22 protein-coding genes are annotated in these 23,537 nt (G+C 69.2%); 19 read left to right on the forward strand and 3 right to left on the reverse strand.

Going from position 1 to position 23,537, the window contains the following annotated elements; translation table 11 throughout:
* Positions 1-80: 80 nt before the first annotated feature.
* The 13 genes from FEI13_RS01725 (at position 81) to FEI13_RS01785 (ending at position 11,288) form a co-directional block, all read left to right on the forward strand.
* A complete protein-coding gene (locus FEI13_RS01725; protein ID WP_138178941.1) occupies positions 81-341 on the forward strand; it encodes an FmdB family zinc ribbon protein in 261 nt (86 codons plus the stop codon).
* A gap of 50 nt (positions 342-391) precedes the next feature.
* Complete coding sequence (aspS, locus tag FEI13_RS01730) at positions 392-2,173, forward strand: aspartate--tRNA ligase (protein ID WP_138178942.1); 1,782 nt, start codon at positions 392-394, stop codon at positions 2,171-2,173.
* Positions 2,174-2,428: 255 nt separating this feature from the next.
* Complete coding sequence (locus FEI13_RS01735; protein ID WP_138178943.1) at positions 2,429-3,181, forward strand: YebC/PmpR family DNA-binding transcriptional regulator; 753 nt, start codon at positions 2,429-2,431, stop codon at positions 3,179-3,181.
* A gap of 59 nt (positions 3,182-3,240) precedes the next feature.
* Complete coding sequence (ruvC, locus tag FEI13_RS01740) at positions 3,241-3,780, forward strand: crossover junction endodeoxyribonuclease RuvC (protein WP_138178944.1); 540 nt, start codon at positions 3,241-3,243, stop codon at positions 3,778-3,780.
* Positions 3,781-3,920: 140 nt separating this feature from the next.
* A complete protein-coding gene (ruvA, locus tag FEI13_RS01745) occupies positions 3,921-4,535 on the forward strand; it encodes a Holliday junction branch migration protein RuvA (RefSeq protein ID WP_138178945.1) in 615 nt (204 codons plus the stop codon).
* Positions 4,536-4,579: 44 nt separating this feature from the next.
* The gene (gene ruvB, locus FEI13_RS01750; protein ID WP_138178946.1) at positions 4,580-5,602 is read left to right on the forward strand and encodes a Holliday junction branch migration DNA helicase RuvB; all 1,023 of its coding nucleotides are present in this window, start codon (positions 4,580-4,582) and stop codon (positions 5,600-5,602) included.
* A 49-nt stretch (positions 5,603-5,651) separates the two neighbouring features.
* Positions 5,652-6,341 (forward strand): protein TolQ, encoded by a 690-nt coding sequence (tolQ, locus tag FEI13_RS01755; RefSeq protein WP_138178947.1) that lies wholly within the window; start codon positions 5,652-5,654, stop codon positions 6,339-6,341.
* A 13-nt stretch (positions 6,342-6,354) separates the two neighbouring features.
* Positions 6,355-6,795 carry a protein TolR gene (tolR, locus tag FEI13_RS01760; protein WP_138178948.1) on the forward strand — a complete coding sequence of 147 codons (441 nt, stop codon included), beginning with the start codon at positions 6,355-6,357 and terminating at the stop codon, positions 6,793-6,795.
* Between the two features lie 9 nt (positions 6,796-6,804).
* Positions 6,805-7,866 carry a cell envelope integrity protein TolA gene (gene tolA / locus FEI13_RS01765; protein WP_138178949.1) on the forward strand — a complete coding sequence of 354 codons (1,062 nt, stop codon included), beginning with the start codon at positions 6,805-6,807 and terminating at the stop codon, positions 7,864-7,866.
* On the forward strand, positions 7,866-9,155 hold the full coding sequence (tolB, locus tag FEI13_RS01770; RefSeq protein WP_138178950.1) for a Tol-Pal system beta propeller repeat protein TolB: 1,290 nt from the start codon (positions 7,866-7,868) through the stop codon (positions 9,153-9,155). The genes tolA and tolB overlap by 1 nt, the downstream gene beginning before the upstream one ends.
* Positions 9,156-9,177: 22 nt before the next feature.
* Positions 9,178-9,714: a peptidoglycan-associated lipoprotein Pal gene (pal, locus tag FEI13_RS01775; RefSeq protein ID WP_138178951.1), complete on the forward strand. Its 537-nt coding sequence runs from the start codon at positions 9,178-9,180 to the stop codon at positions 9,712-9,714.
* A gap of 29 nt (positions 9,715-9,743) precedes the next feature.
* Positions 9,744-10,511 (forward strand): tol-pal system protein YbgF, encoded by a 768-nt coding sequence (gene ybgF / locus FEI13_RS01780; RefSeq protein WP_138178952.1) that lies wholly within the window; start codon positions 9,744-9,746, stop codon positions 10,509-10,511.
* A gap of 9 nt (positions 10,512-10,520) precedes the next feature.
* Positions 10,521-11,288 (forward strand): YciK family oxidoreductase, encoded by a 768-nt coding sequence (locus FEI13_RS01785; protein WP_138178953.1) that lies wholly within the window; start codon positions 10,521-10,523, stop codon positions 11,286-11,288.
* Positions 11,289-11,378: 90 nt separating this feature from the next.
* Here FEI13_RS01785 and FEI13_RS01790 read toward each other — a convergent pair whose 3' ends face one another.
* Positions 11,379-12,041, reverse strand: a complete 663-nt coding sequence (locus tag FEI13_RS01790) for an HAD-IA family hydrolase (RefSeq protein WP_138178954.1) — start codon at positions 12,039-12,041, stop codon at positions 11,379-11,381.
* Positions 12,041-12,766 (reverse strand): bifunctional 2-polyprenyl-6-hydroxyphenol methylase/3-demethylubiquinol 3-O-methyltransferase UbiG, encoded by a 726-nt coding sequence (gene ubiG, locus FEI13_RS01795; RefSeq protein ID WP_138178956.1) that lies wholly within the window; start codon positions 12,764-12,766, stop codon positions 12,041-12,043. Before ubiG ends, FEI13_RS01790 begins: the two co-directional genes overlap by 1 nt.
* Positions 12,767-12,909: 143 nt before the next feature.
* Between ubiG and galU the strand changes: the two genes are divergently transcribed.
* Positions 12,910-13,800: a UTP--glucose-1-phosphate uridylyltransferase GalU gene (galU, locus tag FEI13_RS01800; protein ID WP_138178958.1), complete on the forward strand. Its 891-nt coding sequence runs from the start codon at positions 12,910-12,912 to the stop codon at positions 13,798-13,800.
* Between the two features lie 4 nt (positions 13,801-13,804).
* Positions 13,805-15,094, forward strand: a complete 1,290-nt coding sequence (locus FEI13_RS01805; RefSeq protein WP_138178960.1) for a nucleotide sugar dehydrogenase — start codon at positions 13,805-13,807, stop codon at positions 15,092-15,094.
* Between the two features lie 135 nt (positions 15,095-15,229).
* Here the strand turns inward: FEI13_RS01805 and FEI13_RS01810 are convergent, their stop codons facing one another.
* A complete protein-coding gene (locus tag FEI13_RS01810; RefSeq protein WP_138178962.1) occupies positions 15,230-15,808 on the reverse strand; it encodes a superoxide dismutase in 579 nt (192 codons plus the stop codon).
* 246 nt (positions 15,809-16,054) lie between these two features.
* Between FEI13_RS01810 and FEI13_RS01815 the strand changes: the two genes are divergently transcribed.
* The 4 genes from FEI13_RS01815 to msrA all read left to right on the forward strand — a co-directional run bounded on the left by FEI13_RS01815 (position 16,055) and on the right by msrA (position 23,529).
* Complete coding sequence (locus FEI13_RS01815) at positions 16,055-16,867, forward strand: hypothetical protein (protein WP_138178964.1); 813 nt, start codon at positions 16,055-16,057, stop codon at positions 16,865-16,867.
* Between the two features lie 26 nt (positions 16,868-16,893).
* Positions 16,894-18,777: an autotransporter assembly complex protein TamA gene (gene tamA, locus FEI13_RS01820; RefSeq protein WP_138178966.1), complete on the forward strand. Its 1,884-nt coding sequence runs from the start codon at positions 16,894-16,896 to the stop codon at positions 18,775-18,777.
* Between the two features lie 11 nt (positions 18,778-18,788).
* Positions 18,789-22,832, forward strand: coding sequence for an autotransporter assembly complex protein TamB (gene tamB / locus FEI13_RS01825; protein ID WP_138178968.1), 4,044 nt, complete (start codon positions 18,789-18,791; stop codon positions 22,830-22,832).
* Between the two features lie 82 nt (positions 22,833-22,914).
* Positions 22,915-23,529, forward strand: a complete 615-nt coding sequence (gene msrA / locus FEI13_RS01830; RefSeq protein ID WP_138178970.1) for a peptide-methionine (S)-S-oxide reductase MsrA — start codon at positions 22,915-22,917, stop codon at positions 23,527-23,529.
* The last annotated feature ends 8 nt before the right edge of the window (positions 23,530-23,537 follow it).

Genomic DNA, 23,537 nt, shown 5'->3' on the forward strand with positions numbered 1-23,537 from the left:
GTACCGCGCCAGCGCGCCCGGCGAATGCCCGGCCAGCGCTTGCCCCATGGGACATGACAGATATCGGGAGTGAGCAAACCATGCCCATCTACGAATACGAGTGCAAGGCCTGCGGCCACCGCCTGGAGAAGCTGCAGAAGATCAGCGCCGCGCCGCTGACGGACTGCCCGGCCTGCGAAGCGGCCGAGCTCAGCCGCCTGATCTCCGCGGCGGGCTTCCGCCTGGCCGGCGGCGGCTGGTACGAGACCGATTTCAAGACCGGCAGCAAGAAGAATCTGGCCGGCGGCAGCGAGGGCGGCCAGACCGCCGCGGCACCCGGCAAGGACGGAGCGGTCGCCTGAGCCGCCCGCGCTGCCTTTTCACCACTTCACGCAACGGAACAGGATACGACATGCGCAGCCATTATTGCGGCCAGCTCAACGAGACCCTGGTGGACCAGACGGTCACCCTGTGCGGCTGGGTCCATCGCCGCCGTGACCACGGGGGCGTCATCTTCCTCGACATGCGCGATCGTGACGGCATCGCCCAGGTCGTGGTGGACCCCGACACCGCCGAGGCCTTCGCCAATGCCGACCGCGCTCGCAGCGAGTACGTGCTGCGCATCCAGGGCCGGATCCGGCTGCGCCCGGAAGGCACCCAGAACCCGAACATGCCCACCGGCCTGATCGAGGTGCTGGCCAAGGAGGTCGAGGTCCTCAACACCGCCGCCACGCCGCCGTTCCAGCTCGACGAGCACGGCAAGGTGGGCGAGGAGGTACGCCTCAAGCACCGCTACATCGACCTGCGCCGCCCGGAGATGATCGACAAGCTGCGTCTGCGCTCGAGGATCTCCCACAGCGTGCGCGCCTTCCTCGAGGGGCAGGGCTTTCTCGACATCGAGACCCCAATCCTGACTCGCGCCACCCCCGAGGGCGCCCGCGACTACTTGGTGCCGAGCCGCACCCATCCGGGCAGCTTCTTCGCCCTGCCGCAGTCGCCGCAGCTATTCAAGCAGCTGCTGATGGTGTCCGGTTTCGATCGCTACTACCAGATCGCCAAGTGCTTTCGCGACGAGGACCTGCGCGCCGACCGCCAGCCTGAGTTCACCCAGATCGACATCGAGGCCTCCTTCGTCGAAGAGGAGGACATCATGGGGATCACCGAGTCGATGATCCGCCAGCTCTTCAAGGAGGTGCTGGACGTCGAGCTGCCCGATTTCCCGCGCATGCCCTACGCCGAGGCCATGAGCCGCTTCGGTTCCGACAAGCCGGACCTGCGCATCCCGCTGGAGCTCACCGACGTCGACGACCTGATGAAGGACGTCGACTTCAAGGTCTTCTCCGGCCCGGCCAACGCCGATGACGGCCGCGTGGCCGCCCTCAAGGTGACCGGCGGTGCCAAGCTGTCGCGCAAGGAGATCGACGAGTACACCAAGTTCGTAGGCATCTACGGTGCCCGCGGCCTGGCCTGGATCAAGGTCAACGAGCGGGCGAAGGGCCTCGAGGGCCTGCAGTCGCCGATCGTCAAGTTCATGGAAGGCGTCGTCGAGTCGCTGCTCGACCGCGTCGGTGCCGAGGATGGCGACATCATCTTCTTCGGCGCGGACAAGGCACGCATCGTCAACGAGGCCCTGGGTGCGCTTCGCGTCCGTCTCGGCGAGGACCTGGACCTCTACACCGCCGAGTGGTCGCCGCTGTGGGTGGTCGACTTCCCGATGTTCGAGGAGGACGGCAACGCGCGCCTGCAGGCGCTGCACCACCCATTCACCGCGCCGTCCTGCGACGTCGAGACGCTCAAGTCCCACCCGGTCGGGGCGCTCTCGCGCGCCTATGACATGGTGCTCAACGGCACCGAACTCGGCGGCGGCTCGATCCGTATCCACGACCAGGCGATGCAGCATACCGTCCTCGAGGTGCTGGGCATCGACCAGGAGGAGGCCCGCGAGAAATTTGGCTTCCTGCTCGACGCCCTGCAGTACGGCGCACCGCCCCACGGCGGCCTGGCCTTCGGCCTCGACCGCCTGGTGATGCTGATGAGCGGGGCGAAGACCATCCGCGAGGTGATCGCCTTCCCGAAGACCCAGAGCGCGTCCTGCCTGCTGACCGAGGCGCCGGGCGAGGTGAGCGCCGAGCAGCTCAAGGAGCTCAACATTCGCCTGCGCCAGAAGGCCAAGGCCGAGGGCGCCGGCGAGTAGGCCTCGCCGCCCGGCCCAGCACCACCCCACCGGCGCCCCAGGGCGCCGGTGGCGTATCATGCTCTTTCAACCGGATTGTTGCTGCGGCAATGCTCGGGGCTCATCCGGCGGCAAGCCTTCGAGGAGGCGCTGTAAACCCCTCCCTGGGCGCTACCGACGCCATCCCTGGCGTAGGACCTCCTCTTCGGCTTGCCCCCGGCTCCCCTCGCTGCACGTGGCGACACCAACGTTGTTTTATTCGACTGGGAGGTTGCCATGGCCGGCCATAGCAAATGGGCCAACATCAAGCACCGCAAGGCGGCCCAGGACGCCAAGCGGGGCAAGATCTTCAACAAGCTGATCCGCGAGCTCACGGTCGCCGCCCGGCAGGGAGGAGGCGAGCCCGAGGACAACCCGCGCCTGCGCGCCGCCATCGACAAGGCGCTGGCCAGCAACATGCCCAAGGACACCGTCCAGCGGGCGGTGGATCGCGGCGCCGGCCACACCGACGGCGACGAGATGGAGGAAATCGTCTACGAGGGCTACGGCCCCGAGGGGGTCGCGGTACTGGTCGAGGCGATGACCGATAATCGCAACCGGACTGTCTCCGAGGTGCGACACGCCTTCAACAAGCAGGGTGGCAACCTCGGCACCTCCGGCTCGGTGGCCTTCCTGTTCCACAAGCAGGGGCGCCTGACGCTGCCGGCAGGCGTCGAGGAAGAGGCCGCTATGGAGGCCACGCTCGCCGCCGAGCCTGAGGAGATCGAGACCCTCGAGGACGGCCGGCTCGAGGTGGTGACCACCCCAGAGCGCTTCGGCGCGGTCAAGGACGCCCTGGTCGAGGCGGGCATTGCTCCCGAGGCCAGCGACGTCGGGCTCTTCCCGGACACCTACACCCGCATCGACGATGTCGATCTCGGACGACGCGTCCTCCAGCTGGTCGATCGACTCGAGGACCTGGACGATGTGCAGAATGTTTACACCAATGCGGACTTCGACGATGCCATCATGGACGAATTACACAGTTGAAAGCGGGCACCAGGGAGGAGCTGCATGAAGGCTAGCCGGAGCGCCGCGGATGGCGGTCGATGCTGATCCTGGGCATCGACCCCGGCTCGCGGATCACCGGCTACGGGGTGCTGGACGTCACCACCCCGACGCCGCGCTACGTGGCCAGCGGCTGCATCCGCATCCAGGCCGACGACCTGGCGCAGCGGCTGGCCCAGGTCTACGCCGGCGTCAGCGAGCTGATCGCCGTGCATGCCCCGGGCGAGTTCGCCATCGAGCAGGTGTTCATGTCGAAGAACGCCGACTCCGCCCTGAAGCTCGGCCAGGCGCGCGGTTCGGCGATCGTCTGCGCCGCCAACCACGGCCTGCCGGTCAGCGAGTATGGCCCGCGGCAGATCAAGCAGGCGGTCACCGGCGGCGGCGCCGCCGACAAGGCCCAGGTGCAGCACATGGTGACGGCCATCCTCGGGCTCTCGGCCACCCCCCAGGCCGACGCCGCCGATGCCCTGGCCATCGCCCTGACCCATGCCCATGCGCGGCTGGGGCTGCTCAACAAGGGCAGCTTCGGCGGTCATCGCAGCCGCCGCAAGGCCAACACCTGGCGGGATTTTCGCCCCTGAGCGAGTCGTCAGGCAGCGACGTCCGGGCCGCGTCGAACGCTGTTCTCGCGGGCTGGCAAGCCACCCGGGCGAACAGTATAGTGGCCGGTGACGGCCTCCGGGCCGCCCAGGACTCCAACCCCAAGGGATAGCACATTTCCATGATCGGACGCCTGCGAGGCACCCTGCTCGAGAAACAGCCACCCTGGATGGTGGTGGACGTGGCCGGCGTCGGCTACGAACTGGAAGCCTCCATGACCACCCTGGTGGCCATGCCCGGCACCGGCGAGTCGGTATCGCTCTATACCCACCTGACCATCCGCGACGACGCCCACCTGCTCTACGGCTTCGCCCGCGAGCAGGAACGTGCGCTGTTCCGCGCCCTGATCAAGGTCAATGGCATTGGCCCCAAGCTCGCCCTCGGCATCCTCTCCGGCATGGACGAGGAGGCGTTCATCCGCTGCGTGATGGACGACGACGCCAAGGCGCTGACGCGCCTGCCGGGGGTCGGCAAGAAGACCGCCGAGCGGCTGATCATCGAGATGCGCGACCGCTTCCCCCACTGGCAGCAGCCCGGCGAGCTGGCCGTGGGTCTGGAGGGCTCGCCCGGCAGCGCGCCGGTCGCCGCGGCCGACCCCGTCGCCGACGCCGAGGCGGCGCTGGTCAGCCTGGGCTACAAGCCCGCCGAGGCCACCCGCATGCTGGTCGGCCTCGAGGAGGCCGAGTCCACCGAGGCCATGATCAAGGCGGCGCTGAGTCGCCGCCTGGCGGGGTGAGCCGATGCCGTCGCCGTTTCTCCACCTGACACCGGATGGCCGCCATGCTCGAGAGTGACCGCCTGATCGCCGCCGACGCCCGGGAGGGTGAAGGCGAGGGCAGTGTCGACCATACCATCCGCCCCAAGCGCCTGGCCGACTACATCGGCCAGCCCCGGGTGCGCGAGCAGCTCGACATCTTCATCAGCGCCGCTCGCGGCCGCGAGGAGAGCCTCGATCATACCCTGGTGTTCGGTCCGCCGGGGCTCGGCAAGACGACGCTGGCCAACATCATCGCCGCCGAGATGGGGGTCGGCCTCAAGTCGACCTCCGGGCCGGTGCTCGAGCGGGCGGGGGATCTCGCCGCCATGCTCACCAACCTGCAGCCCGGCGACGTGTTGTTCATCGACGAGATTCACCGCCTCTCGCCGGTGGTCGAGGAGATCCTCTATCCCGCCATGGAGGATTTCCAGCTCGACATCGTGATCGGCGAGGGGCCGGCGGCGCGCTCGATCAAACTCGACCTGCCGCCCTTCACCCTGGTCGGGGCGACCACCCGGGCGGGCCTTCTGACCTCGCCGCTGCGCGACCGCTTCGGCATCGTGCAGCGCCTGGAGTTCTACAGCATCGACGAGCTGACCGAGATCGTCGCCCGCTCCTCGCACCTGCTGGGCGTCGAGAGCGATCGTGAGGGCGCCCAGGAGGTTGCGCGCCGTTCCCGCGGTACCCCGCGCATCGCCAACCGGCTGCTGCGTCGGGTGCGCGACTTTGCCCAGGTGCGCGCCGAGGGGCGGGTCGATGCCGAAATCGCCGACCGGGCGCTGAACATGCTGCACGTCGACCACCACGGGCTCGATCACATGGACCGCCGCCTGCTGCTGGCGATGATCGAGAAGTTCGACGGCGGCCCGGTGGGCATCGACTCCTTGGCCGCGGCCATCGGCGAGGAGCGCGACACCATCGAGGACGTGATCGAACCCTACCTGATCCAGCAGGGTCTGATGATGCGCACCGCCCGGGGGCGGGTGGTGACCCGCCAGGCCTGGGCCCATTTCGACCTGGCGCCGCATGAACGGGCGCCTGAGTAGCGCACGTTTCCTTCCCTTTCCTGACCGACCAAGACCGACGAGGATGCCCGTGAACGACTCCCTGTCCATACCCCACCTGATCATGAACGCCAGCGGCGTGGTGCAGGCGGTGATGCTGATCCTGATGATCGGCTCGCTACTCTCCTGGGTGGTGATCTTCCAGCGCACCTTCGTGATGCGTCGTGCCCGCAAGGCGCATCGCCGCTTCGAGGACCGCTTCTGGTCCGGTGTCGACCTCAACGAGCTCTACCGGGAGACGCCGGCCGAGCAGGAGACCCTGGGCGCCGAGCATGTCTTCCGCTCGGGCTTTCGCGAATTCAACCGCCTGCTGGCCAAGACCCGCAGTCCCCAGGCGATCCTCGAGGGTGTCCAGCGCAGCATGCGCGTGGCCTGGTCTCGGGAGGAGGATCGCCTGAACCTGCACCTGGTGTTCCTGGCCACGGTCGCCTCGGCGAGCCCCTACATCGGGCTGTTCGGCACCGTCTGGGGCATCATGGGCTCCTTCCAGTCGCTCTCCATGGCCCAGCAGGCGACGCTTGCCACCGTGGCGCCCTGGATCGCCGAGGCGCTGATCGCCACCGCCATGGGCCTGTTCGCCGCCATTCCCGCGGTGATCTTCTACAACCGGCTCTCGGCCGAGTCCGGCCGGCTGCTGGGCAAGTACGAGGACTTCGCCGAGGAGTTCCACTCCATCCTGCACCGCAACCTGCAGGGCCGGACCGACGCCGGCGCCGACTGAGGGAGAGGCCATCATGCTGGGACCCTTCAATCGTGCTGGACGCCGCCGCCCCATGGGCGAGATCAACGTCGTGCCATTCATCGACGTCATGCTGGTACTGCTGGTGATCTTCATGATCACCGCCCCGATGCTCACCCAGGGCGTGCAGGTCGATCTGCCCCAGGTCACCTCCGAACCCATCGAGGAGACCGAGGATCGCGACCCCATCGTCGTCTCGGTGGACAAGGACGGCCAGTACTACATCACCCTCGGCGGCGACGAGTCGCCAGTCAGCCTGGACGAGGTCAGCGAGCGGCTGATCATCCTGCTCGACCGCCAGCCGGGCACCCCGGTGATGGTGCGCGGCGATCGCAACGTGCCCTACGGCCAGGTAGTCACCCTGATGAGCACCCTGCAGACCGCTGGAGTGAGCAACGTCGGGCTGATCTCGGAACCGCCCCCCGGGGACCGTTGAGGAGCGCCCATGGCCAGACAAGACCGACCCGTGGGCTATGGCCTGCCGCTGCTGCTCGCCATCGGGCTGCACCTGGCGATACTGGTGGCCAGCGTACTGCGCTTTCCCGACGAGGAGGTCGCGCCGCCGAGCACCACAATCGTCCAGGCGACCCTGGTGAGCACCGAGACCACCACCGATCAGGCCCAGCGCGCCGAGGAGGCCCGGGCCCAGGCGGAGGCGCGCCAGGCCGAGCAGGAAGAAGCCACACGCGCCGAACAGGAGGCGGCTCGCCAGGCCGAGGAAGAGGAGGCCGCCCGTCAGGCAGAGGCCGAGGCAAAGGCCGAGGCAAAGGCCGAGGCACAGCGCCAGGCTGACGCAGAGGCCCGCGAGGCCGCCCGTCGCGAGGCGGAGGAGGAAGCCGCACGCCGCGCCGCCAAGGCGGAGGAGCAGGCCCGCGAACGCGAGGCCCGGGCCGAGCGTCGCCGCGAGGCGGAGGCCGAGCGACAGCGTCAGGCCGAGGCGGAAGCCGAACGGAAGCGCCAGGCCGAGGCGGAAGCCGAACGGAAGCGCCAGGCCGAGGCGGAAGCCGAACGGAAGCGTCAGGCCGAGGCGGAAGCCGAACGGAAGCGTCAGGCCGAGGCGGAAGCCGAACGGAAGCGTCAGGCTGAGGCGGAAGCCGAACGAAAGCGCCAGGCCGAGGAGGCCGCCCGGCGCGCCGCCGAGGCGGCCAGCCAGGGCCTCGATCGCGCCATCGAAGGCGAGAGTGACAACGTGGCCAATGCCCGCCAGGCGACCGAGGCGGCCAACAGCTTCATCAACCTGGTGCGCCGGGCGGTGGAGCAGGCCTGGGTGATTCCGCCCAACGTGCCCGACGGGTCCAGCGCTGAGGTGTCGGTGAGGCTGGGCCCCTCGGGGGAGCTGTTCGCGGCTACCATTGGTCAGAGCAGTGGCAACAGCGCCTTCGACCGCTCCGCGGTCCAGGCCGTGGAGGCCGCCGCGCCCTTCGCCGAGCTGCGTCAGTTGCCGGCATCGGCCCAGCGCGACTACCGTCAATTCAACCTGCGATTCCGACCGGGGGATATCCGCTGATGAACATCCTGAAGACCACCTGGCTGGCCGCCATGCTGATGCTGTTCACCAGCCTGGCCCAGGCCGCCGACCTGACCATCGAGATCACGCGTGGCAGCGACCGTGCCACGCCCATCGCGATCGTGCCTTTCGCCGACGGTGACGACATGCCCCAGGACATCGCGCAGATCGTCTCCGATGACCTGGAGCGCAGCGGCTACTTCGAGCCGCTGGAGCGGGGTGCCATGTTCGCGCGCCCCGCCGGAAGCGAGGAGGTCAGCTACGGCGAGTGGCGCGCCCTGGACGTCCGCTACCTGGTGGCGGGGCGGATCAGCCGCGAGGGAGATCAGTATCGCATCCAGTACGAGCTGATGGACGTCAGCGGCGAGAGCCGCATGATCGCCGAGACCGTGACCGCCGGCCGCCAGGGGCTACGCGATGCCGCGCACTACATCAGCGACCAGATCTTCGAGGAGATCACCGACATTCGCGGCGTCTTCTCGACCCGCATCGCCTATGTGACCTCCAGCGGCGTCGGGGACGATACCCAGTACGCCCTGCACGTCGCGGACGCCGACGGGCGCAACAGCCAGCAGATCCTGGCCTCCGACGAGCCGATCATGTCGCCGGCCTGGTCGCCGGATGCCGGCAAGCTGGCCTACGTCTCCTTCGAGACCGAGCGCCCGGCGATCTATATCCAGGACATCGCCTCTGGTCGGCGCGTGCGTGCCACCTCCTTCGAGGGGCTGAATAGCGCCCCGACCTGGTCACCGGATGGCCGCCGCCTGGCGATGGCGCTCTCCAAGGATGGCCAGCCCGAGATCTACGTGATGGAGATCGGTTCACGGGACGTGCGACGCGTCACCAACGACTCCAGCATCGACACCGAGCCCGCCTGGTCGCCGGATGGTCGCAGCCTGCTGTTCACCTCGGACCGCAGCGGTGGCCCGCAGATCTATCGCCTCGAGCTCGACAGCGGCCAGGCCGAGCGCATCACCTTCACCGGCGACTACAACGCCCGGGCGCGCTTCGCCCCCGACGGCGAGGCGATCTTCCTGATCCACCGTGGCAGCAACGGCTATCAGGTTGCTCGCCAGGACCTGGAGAGCGGACGCCTGGTGGCCCTGAGCGATACGGGGCAGGCCGAATCGCCCAGTGTCGCACCCAACGGCACCATGGTAATCTTCGCCACCCAGCAGGGCGGCAACGGCGTGCTCGGGGGGGTATCCGCCGACGGGCGCGCCTCCTTCCGGCTGCCGGCGGCACAGGGTGATGTCCGCGAACCCGCGTGGTCCCCGTTTCTGAACTGATGTCCCCAAAAGGAGTTTCACGATGCAGCTCAAGTCCCACGCCAGAACCCTGGCCATCGCCCTTTCCCTGGCCGTCGTGGCCGGTTGTTCCAGCACGGGTGGCAGCCAAGACGGCGACATGGACGGCGGCCTCGCCGGCAGCGACCGCGACGGCGTCTCCACCGGCACCGCCGATGGTCGCGGCGTCAGCGGTGACCGGGCCGGCCAGATGACCGACGCCGACGGCCGCATCCCGGCGACCCGCACCATCTATTTCGAGTACGACAGCGACGCCATCCGCAACGAGTTCGAGCCGGTGCTGACCGCCCACGCCCGTTTCCTGCGCGCCAACCCCAGCGCCACCGTGATCCTCCAGGGCCACACCGACGAGCGCGGTACTCGCGAGTACAACCTGGCACTGGGCGAGCGTCGTGCCGGCTCTGTCGAGCGCTACCTCAACGTGCAGGGCGTCTCCCCCTCCCAGGTCGAGGTGGTCAGCTACGGCGAGGAACGGCCCGCCGCGCGCGGCGCGAACGAGCAGGCCTACGCCCAGAACCGTCGGGTGGTCTTCGCTTACTGAGCCGGGCCCACACGACGAGGGAGATAGCCATGAGACACGGTCTGAAAAGACTGTGCGGTGCGGGAGCCCTGGTGCTCCCGCTGACCGTTGCAGCGCAGCAGCCGGTGATCGAGGACCTCACCGAGGGCAACCGGGGAGGGGGCTTCTACAGCCAGACGGCGACCCGCGAGGAGGCCGGCGGCAGTCTGGTGATCTTCAACCAGGTGCAGAAGCACCAGGAGGAGATCCGCCAGCTGCGCGGGCAGGTGGAGGAGCTTCGCCATCAGCTCGAGCAGCTGCGTCGCCAGACCCGCCAGCAGTACCTGGACATCGAGGATCGCCTGATGGCGGCGGGCAGCGGCGTCGACCAGGCCGCGCCCCCCGTGGACGAGCAGAGCGCCCGCGAGGTGGCTGAGGCTCCCTCGCCGAGCGGCGACGATGCCGACACCCAGCAGGCCTATCAGGCCGCCTTCGGCCACGTCCAGGCCCGCGAGTTTGGCGAGGCGATTGCCGCCTTCGAGGCCTTCGTCGGCCAATATCCCGACAGCCGGCTAACCGCCAACGCCTACTACTGGCTGGGCGAGCTGCACTCGGCCGAATCCAACCTGGAGGAGGGCGAGACCGCCTTCCGGCGGGTGCTCGAGGACTTCCCCCAGAGCAGCAAGGTACCGGACGCGCTGTACAAGCTGGGCCTGCTCGAGGCGCGCCGCGGGCGGCCGGAAGAGAGCCGGGCCCTGCTCGAGCGGGTGCGTGAGGAGCATCCCGACAGCAGCGCCGCCGGACTGGCCGACGACTTCCTGCGCCAGACGGGCAACTGAGGAGCCGAGATGACCTGCAAGATCGACTATCAGCCCGCGACCGACCTGCTCGACGGCCGCATCATCCTGGTCACCGGCGCCGGCGATGGCATCGGTCGCGCCGCGGCGCTGGCCTTCGCCGGCCATGGTGCCACCGTGATCCTGCTCGGGCGTACCATCGCCAAGCTGGAGAAGGTCTACGACGAGATCGAGGCCGCCGGCGGCCCCCAGCCGGCGATCTTCCCCCTCAACCTCGAGGGCGCCGCGCTCAAGGACTACCACGACATGGCCGAGACCCTGGACAAGGAGTTCGGCCGCCTCGATGGCATCCTGCACAACGCCGGCCTGCTCGGCCGTATCACCCCCTTCGAGCAGTACAATCCTGAGCTCTGGGAGCAGGTGATGCAGGTCAACATCAACGGGCCGATCTGGATGACGCAGGCGCTGCTGCCGCTGCTCAAGAGTTCCCCGGACGCCTCGGTGGTGTTCACCTCGTCGAGTGTGGGGCGCCGCGGACGCGCCTACTGGGGGGCCTACTCGGTCTCTAAGTTTGCCACCGAAGGCTTCGTGCAGGTGCTGGCCGACGAGGTCGAGCACCTGGGTACGCTGCGCGTCAATAGCCTCAATCCCGGCGCCACGCGCACTGCCATGCGCAAGGCCGCCTACCCGGGCGAGGATGCCCAGTCCCTGCGCACCCCCGAGGACATCATGCCCACCTACCTGTGGCTGATGGGCCCGGAGAGCCGCGGCCACAACGGCGAGCAGTTCGATGCCCAGCCGCCCAAAGGGTCAGCCTGAGGGGCCGAGCCGAACGGCAAGGCCCAAAAAAGAAGCCTTCACGCCGTTCAGGCGTGGGGGCTTCATGGCCTCTGGGACTCGAGTGGCGTTCTAACCTTCCAGCACCGCCGTGACCAGCGCCTCGGCGGTCTCGAACCAGAGGTCGGCCGGCCAGCGCCGGTAGTCGTCCTCTTCCTCGATATAGCCATAGCCCACCGCCACGGCAGCCATGCCGGCCGCTCGGGCCGCCTGCATATCGCGAAGGTGATCGCCGATGTACCAGCATTGTGCGGGCGAGGCCGCCAGGCGGCGCGCCGCCTCATGCAGCGGGGCGGGGTCGGGCTTCTTGACCGGCAGATCGTCGGCGCAGAGCAATACCCCGGGCGCGAGACCGAGGGCCTCGACCAGGGGAGCGGCATAGGCGCGGGGCTTGTTGGTGACGATGCCCCAGCGGCCCTCGCGCGCGGCCCAGGCGTTCAGCAGCCGATCCAGCGGGGGGAAGACGCGGCTCTCCTCGGCCACCGACTGGCCATAGGCCTCGAGCAGGAAGGTGCGCGCCGCGTCATGGCCCGGGGCCTGCTTCTCGAGGCCCAGTGCCAGGGTCACCAGGGCGCTACCACCGTTGGAGACCTGGGCGCGGATCAGCGCATAGGGCAGCGCGGGCAGGCCATGATGGTCGCGCAGGGCATTGGTCGCCCGAGCCAGGTCCGGCGCGGTGTCCACCAGGGTGCCGTCTAGGTCGAAGAGCAGGGCCTCGGGCCGCGACGCCGGCATCAGGTCGTCTCCCGCCGGCAGTGCATCAGGTAATTGACCGAGACATCGCGGGTCGAGAGCGAGAATTGGCGCGTGACCGGGTGATAGACCAGGCCGTTCTGCTCGCGCACCGCGAGGCTCGCCTCGCGGCACCAGCTCGCCAGCTCCGACGGGCGGATGAAGCGGCTGTAGTCGTGGGTGCCACGGGGTAGCATGCGCATCACGTACTCGGCGCCGAACACCGCCAGGGCATAGGCCTTGGGCGTGCGGTTCAGGGTCGAGAAGAACACCTGGCCACCGGGCTTCACCAGGGCCGCGCAGGCGCGCACCACCGAGGCCGGGTCGGGCACGTGCTCGAGCATCTCCAGGCAGGTGACGACGTCGAACTCGCCGGGATGCGCGTCGGCCATCGCCTCGACGCTGATGTGGCGATAGTCGACGCCGACGCCTTGATCCCGGGCATGCAGGCGGGCCACGGCCAGTGGCGCCTCGCCCAGGTCGATGCCGGTGACCTCGGCGCCACGATGCGCCATGGCCTCGGCGAGGATGCCGCCGCCGCAGCCGACGTCGAGCACACGCCGTCCGGCCAGGCCCGAACGGGCGTCGATGAAATCCAGGCGCAGCGGGTTGATGTCGTGGAGCGGCTTGAACTCGCCCTGCGGATCCCACCAGCGGTCGGCCAGGGCCTCGAACTTGGCGATCTCCGCCTGATCGACGTTGTCCGCTTGCGGGTGGCTTGCACTCATCTGCTCTCTCCCTGGTATCGCCGACCCGACACGCTGTCAGGCCAGGCTCGGTCCGGTATCATGGCGATTATTGTACCCGCTCCCCGGAGGGCATTCCCATGCTTTCCGGCGGGCCAACCCCCCACCGTGACAGGGACCGCACCATGATCAACAAGGCCGTTCTTCCCGTTGCCGGGTTCGGCACGCGCTGTCTCCCGGCCTCCAAGGCCATTCCCAAGGAGATGATCACCATCGTCGATCGACCGGTGATCCAGTATGTCGTCCAGGAGGCCGTGGCCGCGGGGATCCGCGACATCGTGCTGGTGACCCACGGCACCAAGAGCGCCATCGAGAACCACTTCGACAAGCACTTCGAGCTCGAGGCGAGCCTCGAGGCCAAGGGTAAGACCGAGCTGCTTGAGGAGCTGCGCTCCATCGTGCCGGCCGACGTCAACATCATCAGCGTGCGCCAGCCCGAGCCGCTGGGCCTCGGTCACGCGGTGCTCTGTGCCCGCCCGGTGGTGGGCGACGACGAACCCTTCGCGGTGCTGTTGCCCGACGTGCTGGTCGACGACGAGGGCCTCGCGCGCAATGATCTGGCGGGCATGATCGGCTCCTTCGAGACGACCGGGCACAGCCAGCTGATGGTCGAGGAGGTGCCCCATGCGCTGGTCCACAAGTACGGCATCGTCGATATCGGCGGCGAGCTGCCGGGACCCGGCGAGTCGCGGCCGATCGCCGGCGTGGTCGAGAAGCCGCCGGTGGACGAGGCGCCCTCCGATCTCGCGGTGATCGGGCGCTACGTCCTGCCCGGACGGATCTTCCCGCTGCTCGCCGACACGCCGCCGGGCGCCGGCAACGAGATCCAGCTGACCGATGCCATCGAGACCCTGCGCCGCGAGGAGGGGGTCGACGCCTTCCGCATGCAGGGCAAGACCTACGACTGCGGCCATCAGCTGGGGTATCTGGAGGCGATTCTCGCCTACGGTCGGCGCCATCCACGCTACGGGCAGGGCTTTCGCGAGCTGCTCACGCGCTACGCGGACGGGGAGTGAAGCGATGCGGGTATTGATCCACGGCAGCGAGCTGGCCGCGGCCACCGCGGCGGCTGCGCTCTCCTGGGTGGGCCACCGCGTGGCCTGGCTGCCTCACGCCTCGGCCGACTGGCCAACCCTGGCGCAAAGCCGCTGGCTCTTGAGCGAGCCGGAACTGATGGGCCGGCTCGAGGAGGGGCTGGCCCAGGGCAGCCTGCGGATACTGCCCCAGGACGAGCACGACGTCGACGACGAGCCCTTCGATGTGATGTGGCTCGCCGTCTCGCCCGACCAGCGTCCGGACGCCGCCGCGTGCGTCGAAAAGCGGATGGCGAGCCTCTGCCCCGGGGCCGTGCTGATCAACAACTCCACCTTCCCGGTCGGCGAGACCGAGCAGCTGGAAGCACGCCTGGCCGGCTGCCGGGCGGTGGCGCTGGCCGACTTGCTCGAGGAGGGGCGGGCGTGGGAGACCTTCACTCGCCCCTCGCGCTGGCTGCTCGGCTGCGACGACGACCGGGCGGCGCGGCAAGTGCGCGAACTGCTGCGCGCCTTCAACCGTCGGCGCGAGGTGATCCAGCGTATGCCGCGCCGCGCCGCGGAGCTCACCAAGCTGGCCATCAACGGCATGCTCGCGACGCGCATCAGCTACATGAACGAGATCGCCGGACTCGCCGACAGCCTGGGCGTGGACGTAGAGCACGTGCGTCAGGGCATGGGCGCCGATTCGCGCATCGGCTACGAGTATCTCTATCCCGGTTGCGGCTTCGGCGGCCCCAACTTCTCCCGCGACCTGATGCGCCTGGCCCATGTCCAGTCGGCGAGCGGGCGCCACTCGGCGCTGCTCGACCAGGTGCTCGACATCAACGAGCACAAGAAGGAGACGCTGTTTCGCAAGCTGTGGTCCCACTTCCATGGCCGCCTGGGCGGACGCAGCGTGGCCATCTGGGGGGCAGCCTTCAAGCCGGGCACGGCGCGCATCGATCAGGCGCCGGTGCTGACGCTGCTGCGCGCCCTCTGGGCCCAGGGGGTGACAGTGCGCCTCCACGATCCCGCCGCGATCCCCGCGGTGCTCGCCGAGGTCGGCGAGCACCCGCTGCTCGAGGTGTTCGACGCCGACCCGCTGACGGCCTGCGAGGGCGCCGATGCGCTGATGCTGGTCACCGAGTGGAAGGCCTACTGGAACCCCGACTGGCCGCGGCTGACCGACCTGCTCAGTGAGAAGCTGCTGCTCGACGGCCGCAATATCTATGATCCGACCCATGTCGCGGCCTGCGGCCTGCATTATCGGGGCATCGGCCGCCGCGCCGACCCGTGAGGGAGCCGGGCGTCGTGTCCCACCTGAGGTCTCGATACCCAAGGAAACGGCCCCGCCAATTGGCGGGGCCGTCGTCCGTCAGCGGGCAGCGCCGAGGCGCCGATGCCCTGGCTGACACGCCATACCGGGAGAACCTCAGGCGAAGTTCTGAGCCACGAAGTCCCAGTTGAGCACGCTCCAGACGTTCTCGAGGTACTTCGGGCGGGCGTTGCGATAGTCGATGTAGTAGGCGTGCTCCCACACGTCGATGGTCAGCAGCGGCGTCTGGCCATGGGCGATGGGGGTGTCGGCATTGCTGGTGTTGACGATGTCGACGCCGCCGTCATCGGTCTTGATCAGCCACGTCCAGCCGGAGCCGAAGTTGCCGGCCGCCTGGGCGTTGAAGGTCTCCTTGAACTTCTCGAAGGAGCCGAACTTGGCGTTGATGGCCTCGGCCAGTGCACCGGTCGGCTCGCCGCCGCCGTTGGGAGAGAGGCAGTGCCAGTAGAAGGTGTGGTTCCAGACCTGCGCCGCCTGGTTGAACAGGCCGCCGGAGGAGGCCTGGATGATCTCTTCCAGGGACTTGTCGGCATCGGCGGTCCCGTCGGTCAGCTCGTTGAGCTTGTTCACGTAGGTCTGATGATGCTTGCCGTAGTGATACTCGAGGGTCTCGGCCGAGATGTGCGGTTCCAGAGCGTTCTTGTCATACGGCAGTGCGGGCAGTTCAAATGCCATCGAGTCTCTCCTTGTCGTCAGCGGTGTCGTAACAGCACCCCATGGTGGGCATCGGGACGCCGGGATTCAAGACTCCTCGTCGATGTTGACCGGGAACCGTGCGTTCCGATGACAAAAAACCTTACACTATCAGGACGATGTGTCGGTGCTGTCGCAGCATCATAGCACCCGGCCAGGAGGGCGCCAATTGCGCGGCCCGCCGGGAGCGGCGACCCCGGCCAACCACCCCGAGAGAAGGAGTTCGTCATGGCAGAGCACCCGGATGACCGCCGGCACCCCCGACCGATCGTGCCGGACCCGGATGCCAGCCTGTCGGCGCCGCGAGTACACCATCCCACTCCCCCGCGGGTCTGGCCACTGTGGCTGCTGATCCTGCTGCTGATCGCCGCCGGTGCGGCGCTCGCCTGGGCCGGTTGGCAGGAGCGTGCTCGCCTGCAGGCCGAGCTTGCCCGGGTCAGCGGCGAGCTCTCCAACATGCATGCGCGTTTCGATGCCGAGCAGGGCAGGGGAGAGGCGCTCAATGCGTTGCAGTCGCGCCTGGACGAGCTTTCCAACCTGGAAGCCGAGGTCGATGCGGTCCTCGACCGTCGCCTGGCTGAACTCGAGAATGAGCTCACGACCGAGCTCGAGACCGCGCGGGCAGCGCAGATGGCCCCCCTCGAAGAGCGCCTGGCGCGCCAGCAGGCCCGGCTCGCCTCGCTCGTGGAGCAGGCCGCGACCCGCGACGCCACCCTGGCCGCGACCCGCACCTCTCTGGATGCCCTGGAGCGTGCCGGCGAGGAGGGCCGCGCCGCGCTGGGCGAGCGACTGGCGACCCTCGAGCAGGCCCGCGAGACGCAGGCCGACGGCGTGGAGACGCTCCAGGAGCGCATGGAGACCCTGGAAGCACAGCTGACGCAACTCGACGGCCGAGTTGAAGCCGCGGCGGGATCACGCGATGATGTCCATCAACGAATGGAAGCGCTGGACAGCGGGCTTCAAGAGATGGCCTCCGGGCTGCGCGAGCTGCGTCAGTCCCAGCTCGTCCTGAGCGCCCAGCTCGAGGCCCTGCGCCAGTGACATCTCCCCGTCAGGGATCGATGCCCATGGATAATCGCGTGTTGACTCGCCTCACGGCGGCCACGCTGTGTCTCGGCCTGGCGCCTGGCGTCCAGGCCCTCGAGGCGACGGTCGAGGGCGTCGAGGACGAGCTGGCCGAGAACGTGCGCCTCTATCTCGACGAACTCGAGGCCGGGCAGTACAGCCCCGAGCGCCTGAAGAGCGAGGTGTTGCGGCGCAGCAGCGAGGCCCTGCGGGTCTTCGGCTACTATTCGCCCAGCATCCGCACGCGTTTCGACGACCCCGAGGCCCCCGAGGAGGTGACACTCGTCATCGATCCCGGGGCGCCGGTGCGCATCGAGGTTCTCGAGCTCTCCGTGACCGGAGACGCCGCCGATGACCCCCTCTTCGTGGAAGCCATCGATGACTTTCCCCTGGCGCAGGGGGACCGGCTTCGCCACGCGCCCTTCGACAGCCTGCGCAGCACGCTGGCCAACCAGGCCCTGCAGCGCGGCTACTTCGACTGGTCTTTCACCGACCGGCGCATGGAAGTGAGACCCTATGCCCAGAGCGCCCGGCTCTATCTGGCACTCGACAGCGGCCCGCGTTACCGCTTCGGCGAGGTGACGTTTCAGGGCCATCACATCGAGACCGAGCGGCTGGCAAACCTTGCGACCTTCGAACGCGGGGATCCCTACCTGGCAAGCCAGGTGGCCAGGCTCAACGAGCGCCTGGGCCAGACCGAGTGGTTCGCCTCAATGAGCGTGCGCCCGCGCCTCGAGCGCGACCTGGAGCGACTGGCGCTGCCGGGCGAAGCATCCGGCTGGTGGCAGGCGCTCGACCTGGAGGGCCGGGAGCCGGCACCACCGGCGGCACGCATCGAGGCCGAGGCGCTGCTGGCGGCCAACGCCCTCCAGCGTTCGGCCGAGGTCCCGATCGATGTCACGGTGACGCCGGCGGACCGCCACCAGTTCGAGGTCGGCCTGGGCTATGCCACCGACGTGGGGCCCCGCATCCGCCTCTCCTGGGATCAGCCCTGGGTCAATCGCTACGGTCACGGCCTCGACCATGACCTCTATCTGTCGGGGCCGGAGCAGCGGTTTTCCGGCCTCTATACGATGCCCCTGGCCCATCCGCTGCGCGACAGCTATCGCCTCCAGTACGGCCTGCGCAACAAGGACAGCGAGGACACTCGCGCCTTCGAGAGCACCGTGGAGATCGCCCGCCACTGGAAATTCGACAGCGACTGGACGGCCGGTAACAACTGGACCTTCGCCAGAGACTGGGAGCAGTCGCTCTACCTGCGGAGCACCTACGAGGACTTCACCCAGGCCGGCGTCTCCAACGAGGTCCTGCTGCTCTATCCCGGCATCAGCTGGACCCGCACCCGCACCCGCAACCCCGCCTTCCCCACCTGGGGGGATCGCCAGCTCCTGGCGTTCGAGTACTCCAGCGAGGCCTGGGGCTCGGCGGCCGAGTTCCTGCGTATCACCGGTGACAGCGAATGGATCCGCATGCTGGGCGATGACAATCGCTTCATCGGCCGGGTCGGGTTCGGCAGCATCACCACCGATGACTTCGCGGACATCCCCCCGTCACTGCGCTTCTTCACCGGCGGTGACCGCAGCCTGCGCGGCTACGCCTACGAGAGCATCGCCCCCGAGGACGAGGAGGGGGACCTGATCGGCGGCGAGCAGCTGCTGACCCTCGGCCTCGAGGCCCAGCGGCGCGTTGCCGGTAAGTGGTGGTTGGCGGCCTTCGTCGACACCGGCGATGCGTTCAACGACTGGTGGCCGAGCGACCTGAAGACCGGGGCGGGCCTGGGGGTGCGCTGGATCTCGTCGGTCGGCCCCATCCGTTTCGACGTCGCGCACCCCTTCGATATCGAGGATACCTTTCGCATCCACTTCTCCATCGGACCGGAATTCTGAGAGCCAACGTCTTGAGAAAGCGCGCCGTGACCTGGGCCCTGGCCCGCCTGATGATCCTCCTGCCCGTATGGCTGATAGGCCTCGTGCTGCTGCTGCTGGGCTTGGCCCTGTCACCCTGGGGCACCGGCGTGCTGCTCGAGCAGGGCGCCAAGCGCGGCTTCTATGAGCTGGGCGGGGTCGAGGGCGCGCCACTCGATCGCCTGGTGCTCGAGGACCTGCGCCTGAACGCAGGGCCGGCGCGAATCGCCCTGTCGCGCCTGGAGCTCGCCTGGTCCGAGGATTGCCTGCTCAGGGGGCGCCTGTGCATCGAGCGCCTTGCCCTGGATGGCGCCGATATCCGCCTGGCCGAGATGGCGCCCGCGGCAGCGGCGCCACCGCCCGCCCCGAACGGCGAGCCGCTCGACCAGATCCAGCTGCCTTTTCCGTTCGAGCTGCGCGAGCTGTCGCTGGTCGATGTGAACCTGCAGCTCGCCGACGGCACGCGGCTCGCCTGGGCCTCGTTCACCAGTGCACTACGCGCCGAGCAGGGCACCCTGACCCTGCTGCCCACCCGCCTCGCCGGCACGCGGCTGACCCTGCCGCTCTCGGCGGGCACGCGACTCGCCCTGAATGAGGCCGAACACGAGGGGCCGAGGCTCACCGCCCAGGCCATCGACGCCGCTACCGCCGTCCACTCACCGCTGCCCGCCCAGGCCGCCGCCGAGCGGGAGGGCGTGGCCGACCTGCCCCTGGCGGAGCAGCCGCGCCGCGAGCTGCCCGAAGTGGCCCTGCCCCTGGCGGTGGAGGTGCCGGAGCTGCTCGTCGAGGACTTTCGCGTGGGCGGCGCCGTCGAGGCTGGCGTGGAGCGCCTGCGACTGCGCATGAGTGCCCGAGACCATGAGATCGCGATCGACACCCTGACGCTCGCGAGCCCCGATGCCGACGCCGAATTCGAGGCGCGACTGACACTGCGTGACGACTACCCCCTTCGGGCGCACCTGGCCGCGGATCTCTATCTGCCGGAGCGCATGCCGGCCCTCGACGGCGAGCGCATCGCGCTTGACGTCGCCGGCAGCCTCGCCAAGCTCGAGGTCGACCTGGCCCTCGCGGGGCCGGTCGCGGCTCGGCTGACGGCCCGCCTCGACGCCCTGGACCCGACGCTGCCCTTCGAGGCGTCGCTGGAAAGCGAGGCCCTGCAGTGGCCGCTGCCCACCCAGGCCAGGAGAACCGACGAGTCCGCCGAGGTCCAGACGCAGGACCAGGCGCAAGAAGGCAACGCGCCAGGTGAGCCGCCGACGGAGCCGTGGCGGGCCGAGGCGCTCTCGCTGCGTTTGGCCGGCAGCCTGGTCGACTATCGGGCCGAGCTCTCCCTGTCCGCCGTGGGCCCGACGCTACCGCGCACCGATCTCTCGCTGATCGGCACCGGCAGCCTGAGCCATTTCGCCTGGTCGCCGCTGACCGTGAACCAGCAGGGCGGGGTGATCGTCAGCCGCGGCCAGATCGACTGGGAGCAGGGCCTTGACGCCACGGCCGTGCTCTCCCTGGACGGCATCCATCCCGGCCATTTCGTCGAGGGGCTCGAGGGTCGCCTGGGCGGCGGTGCCGAGGTGAGCTTCGCTCAGGACGCCGACGGCTGGCGAGTCGAGGTCCCGTCCCTGGACATCCAGGGGGTGCTGGACGATCGGCCGCTCTCCCTCGAGGCGGTGCTTAGCGGCAACAGCGAGATGCGCTGGTCGCTTGAGACCCTCGATTTCCGCCAGGGCAGCAATCGGCTCAGCGCCGCGGGCACGGTCAGCCAGTCATCGCTGGACCTGCGCGGCGAGCTGGACCTGCCGTCCCTCAATAGCCTCTATCCCGGCCTCGACGGCGTCCTCGACGGCGAGTTCATCGCCCAGGGCAGCCTCGAGGCGCCTCGGCTCGATCTCGACCTGGCCGGGCGCGAGCTTGCCTTCAACGACAACCGGCTGTCGCGCCTGGATCTCGAGGCGAGCGTCGCCGGCCTGACGGATCCCGAGCTCGCCGTGACGCTGGACGCCCGTGATATCGCCGCCGGCGGACAGCAGATCACCGCGCTGACGCTGGACCTCGAGGGGCAGCAGACGGCGCATCGGCTGCGCCTGGCCATGGACGGCGGTGAGGGCCTGCCGGTCTCGCGGCTGGCCCTGACCCTCGAGGGGGGCCTGGACACGGCCCGCGAGCAGTATCGGGGCACCCTGGCGCCGCTGGAGATCGACAGCGCGTTCGGCGACATCCGCCTCGCCGAGGCGCTGACCTTCGCGGCCAATCTCCCCGAGGGCTCGGCCCGGGTGGCCCCCTTCTGCCTGAGCCGCCGTCAGGGCGGAGACGTCTGCCTCGTCGAGCCGCTCGAGGCCTCGGCCGAGGCCGGGCGCGCCGCCCTCGAGATCCGCGGCCTGCCGATGGCCATGGTCGACAGCGTGATGCCCCCCGGATGGCGCATCGGCGGCGAGAGCGCCGGCGCTCTCGCCGCCAGCTGGTCGGGCGGGGGCGAGCGCTGGCAGCTCGACGCCGACCTCGACAGTCGCGCCGAGGTGACCGGCGAGGACGCCTATGGCCAGCCCTGGGCGGTGCCCGGCACCAGCCTGAACGTGGCGGTGGAGGCCAGCGAGGCCCGCGCGGATCTCGAGCTGATCGTGGGCCTGGCGGACACCGGCGAAGTGCGCCTGGCACTCGGCATCATCGATCCGCTGGGCGACAGCACGCTGGACGGGCAGCTGCGCGTCGATGACCTGCGCCTGGCGCCTTACCGTCCCCTGGTCGCCGGCCTGGAGACCCTCGAGGGCGGCCTGGACGGCGATATTCGCATCGCCGGCAGCCAGGAGGCCCCGCGGCTGGACGGCCGGCTCGCCCTGACCGGGCTGAGGGCCGGTGGGCTGGACCTGCCCCTGGAGGTGCAGGACGGCGAGCTCACCGTCAACCTGGCCGGCGACCGGGCCGACCTCGACGGCTTCCTGGCCGCCGAGGAAGGCCGCCTCATGATCGACGGCAACGCCCAGTGGCCGACCGGCGGCGGATGGCAGGCGGCCATCGACCTGAGTGCCGTCGACGATCCCCTGCTGGCGGTCCTGCCGAGCTTCGGTCGCCTGCGCCTCGCCCCCGACCTGCGCGTGCGTGCCGACCCCGAGCGACTCCAGGTGCGCGGCACGGTCGAGATCCCCTGGGCCAGGCTCCAGGTGGGCGAGGTACCCAAGTCGGCGCAGGCGCCAAGCCCAGACGAGGTGATCATCACCGAAGAAGACGATCGCCGTGCTGCCGAAGCCGAGGCGGAGGCCAGGGCGCAGCGCCAGCCCGGCGAATCCACCGCCGAGGCCATGGCCAAGGCCGGGATGGCCACCGACATCCGGATTAACCTGACGCTGGGCCCGGACATGCAATTGGAGGCCTACGGCCTGGAGTCGGAGCTCCAGGGCAACCTCGAGGTGCGCCAGCAGAGCGGCCCGGTCCAGCTGTTCGGGGATGTCAGCCTGGTCGACGGCCGCTTCCGGGCCTACGGCCAGGACCTGATCATCCGCGAGGGAATCATCTTCTTCAGCGGTCCGCCGGGGCAGCCCCGGCTCGACTTCGAGGCGATTCGCAATCCTGACGCCACCGAGGACGACGTGATCGCCGGACTCCGGGTGGCCGGCGAGGCATCGGCCCCGAGCCTGGAGATCTTCTCGGAGCCGGCCATGAATGAGAGCCGCGCACTCTCTTACCTGCTGCGCGGCCGTGCCCCGGACAGCAGCGGCGGGGCCGACGGCGCCTTGACCTCGGCGCTGATCGGCCTGACGATCGGCAAGACCGGAAACGCCGTGGGGGCGGTCGGCGAGGCCTTCGGCATCCAGGATCTCAGCCTCGATACCGCCGGCACCGGCGAGCAGAGCCAGGTGGTGGTCACCGGCAATCTCACCGACCGGCTGAGCGTCGGCTACGGCGTGGGGGTGTTCTCGCCCATCGCCGAGATCTCGCTGCGCTACAAGCTGTGGCGCAACCTCTACCTCGAGGCGGTGTCCGGCGCCGCGCAGGCGGTGGACATGATCTATACCTTCAGCCTGCCGGGTGATCCGCCGGCGCCCTGACCGGCCACCCGCCCCATATGCCATTGCGCCCGCCCCACGACGCCTCGAGGGAGCGGGCGACCACCGACAAGGAGCGAATCCCATGCCACTCCACCCCGTTCATGCGCCCCCCGGGCGCGAGACACCGCTGCCGATCAGCGGCCACCATCTGGTCAACGGGTATGCCATGCGCCCCCCCTGGCCCGAGGGCATGCAGGAGATCGTGCTGGGCCTGGGCTGCTTCTGGGGCGCGGAGCGACTGTTCTGGGAGCTGCCCGGGATCCACGTCACCGCCGTGGGCTATGCCGGCGGCGTGACCGCGAATCCCACCTACGAGGAGACCTGTAGTGGCCGTACCGGTCATGCCGAAGTGGTGCGGGTGGTCTTCGACCCCCAGGTGGTCGACCTCGCCGCGCTGCTGCGCGTGTTCTGGGAGGCGCATGATCCCACCCAGGGCAACCGCCAGGGCAACGACATCGGCAGCCAGTATCGCTCGATCATCCTCACCACCAGCGAGGAACAACGCCGGCTCGCCGAGCAGAGCCGCGAGGCCTACGGCGAGGCGCTGTCGCGCAGTGGCCAGGGACTCATCACCACCGAAATCGAGCCGCTCGAGGCCTTCTACTACGCCGAGGAGTACCACCAGCAGTACCTGGCGAAGCACCCCAATGGCTACTGCGGCCTGAAGGGCACCGGCGTCAGCTGCCCGATCGGTTGAGTCTCGCG

This window comes from Halomonas urmiana, assembly GCF_005780185.1.
GTDB lineage: Bacteria > Pseudomonadota > Gammaproteobacteria > Pseudomonadales > Halomonadaceae > Halomonas > Halomonas urmiana.

Bases quoted from the DNA above. Each gene is read 5' to 3' on its own strand.
- FEI13_RS01735 (WP_138178943.1), top strand. From the start codon at position 2,429: ATGGCCGGCCATAGCAAATGGGCCAACATCAAGCACCGCAAGGCGGCC.
- ruvB (WP_138178946.1), top strand. From the start codon at position 4,580: ATGCTCGAGAGTGACCGCCTGATCGCCGCCGACGCCCGGGAGGGTGAA.
- FEI13_RS01815 (WP_138178964.1), top strand. From the start codon at position 16,055: ATGGCAGAGCACCCGGATGACCGCCGGCACCCCCGACCGATCGTGCCG.
- galU (WP_138178958.1), top strand. From the start codon at position 12,910: ATGATCAACAAGGCCGTTCTTCCCGTTGCCGGGTTCGGCACGCGCTGT.
- FEI13_RS01785 (WP_138178953.1), top strand. From the start codon at position 10,521: ATGACCTGCAAGATCGACTATCAGCCCGCGACCGACCTGCTCGACGGC.
- ubiG (WP_138178956.1), bottom strand. From the start codon at position 12,766: ATGAGTGCAAGCCACCCGCAAGCGGACAACGTCGATCAGGCGGAGATC.
- pal (WP_138178951.1), top strand. From the start codon at position 9,178: ATGCAGCTCAAGTCCCACGCCAGAACCCTGGCCATCGCCCTTTCCCTG.
- ybgF (WP_138178952.1), top strand. From the start codon at position 9,744: ATGAGACACGGTCTGAAAAGACTGTGCGGTGCGGGAGCCCTGGTGCTC.
- tolB (WP_138178950.1), top strand. From the start codon at position 7,866: ATGAACATCCTGAAGACCACCTGGCTGGCCGCCATGCTGATGCTGTTC.
- tolA (WP_138178949.1), top strand. From the start codon at position 6,805: ATGGCCAGACAAGACCGACCCGTGGGCTATGGCCTGCCGCTGCTGCTC.
- ruvA (WP_138178945.1), top strand. From the start codon at position 3,921: ATGATCGGACGCCTGCGAGGCACCCTGCTCGAGAAACAGCCACCCTGG.
- FEI13_RS01810 (WP_138178962.1), bottom strand. From the start codon at position 15,808: ATGGCATTTGAACTGCCCGCACTGCCGTATGACAAGAACGCTCTGGAA.
- FEI13_RS01725 (WP_138178941.1), top strand. From the start codon at position 81: ATGCCCATCTACGAATACGAGTGCAAGGCCTGCGGCCACCGCCTGGAG.
- ruvC (WP_138178944.1), top strand. From the start codon at position 3,241: ATGCTGATCCTGGGCATCGACCCCGGCTCGCGGATCACCGGCTACGGG.
- msrA (WP_138178970.1), top strand. From the start codon at position 22,915: ATGCCACTCCACCCCGTTCATGCGCCCCCCGGGCGCGAGACACCGCTG.
- FEI13_RS01805 (WP_138178960.1), top strand. From the start codon at position 13,805: ATGCGGGTATTGATCCACGGCAGCGAGCTGGCCGCGGCCACCGCGGCG.
- aspS (WP_138178942.1), top strand. From the start codon at position 392: ATGCGCAGCCATTATTGCGGCCAGCTCAACGAGACCCTGGTGGACCAG.
- tolR (WP_138178948.1), top strand. From the start codon at position 6,355: ATGCTGGGACCCTTCAATCGTGCTGGACGCCGCCGCCCCATGGGCGAG.
- tamA (WP_138178966.1), top strand. From the start codon at position 16,894: ATGGATAATCGCGTGTTGACTCGCCTCACGGCGGCCACGCTGTGTCTC.
- FEI13_RS01790 (WP_138178954.1), bottom strand. From the start codon at position 12,041: ATGCCGGCGTCGCGGCCCGAGGCCCTGCTCTTCGACCTAGACGGCACC.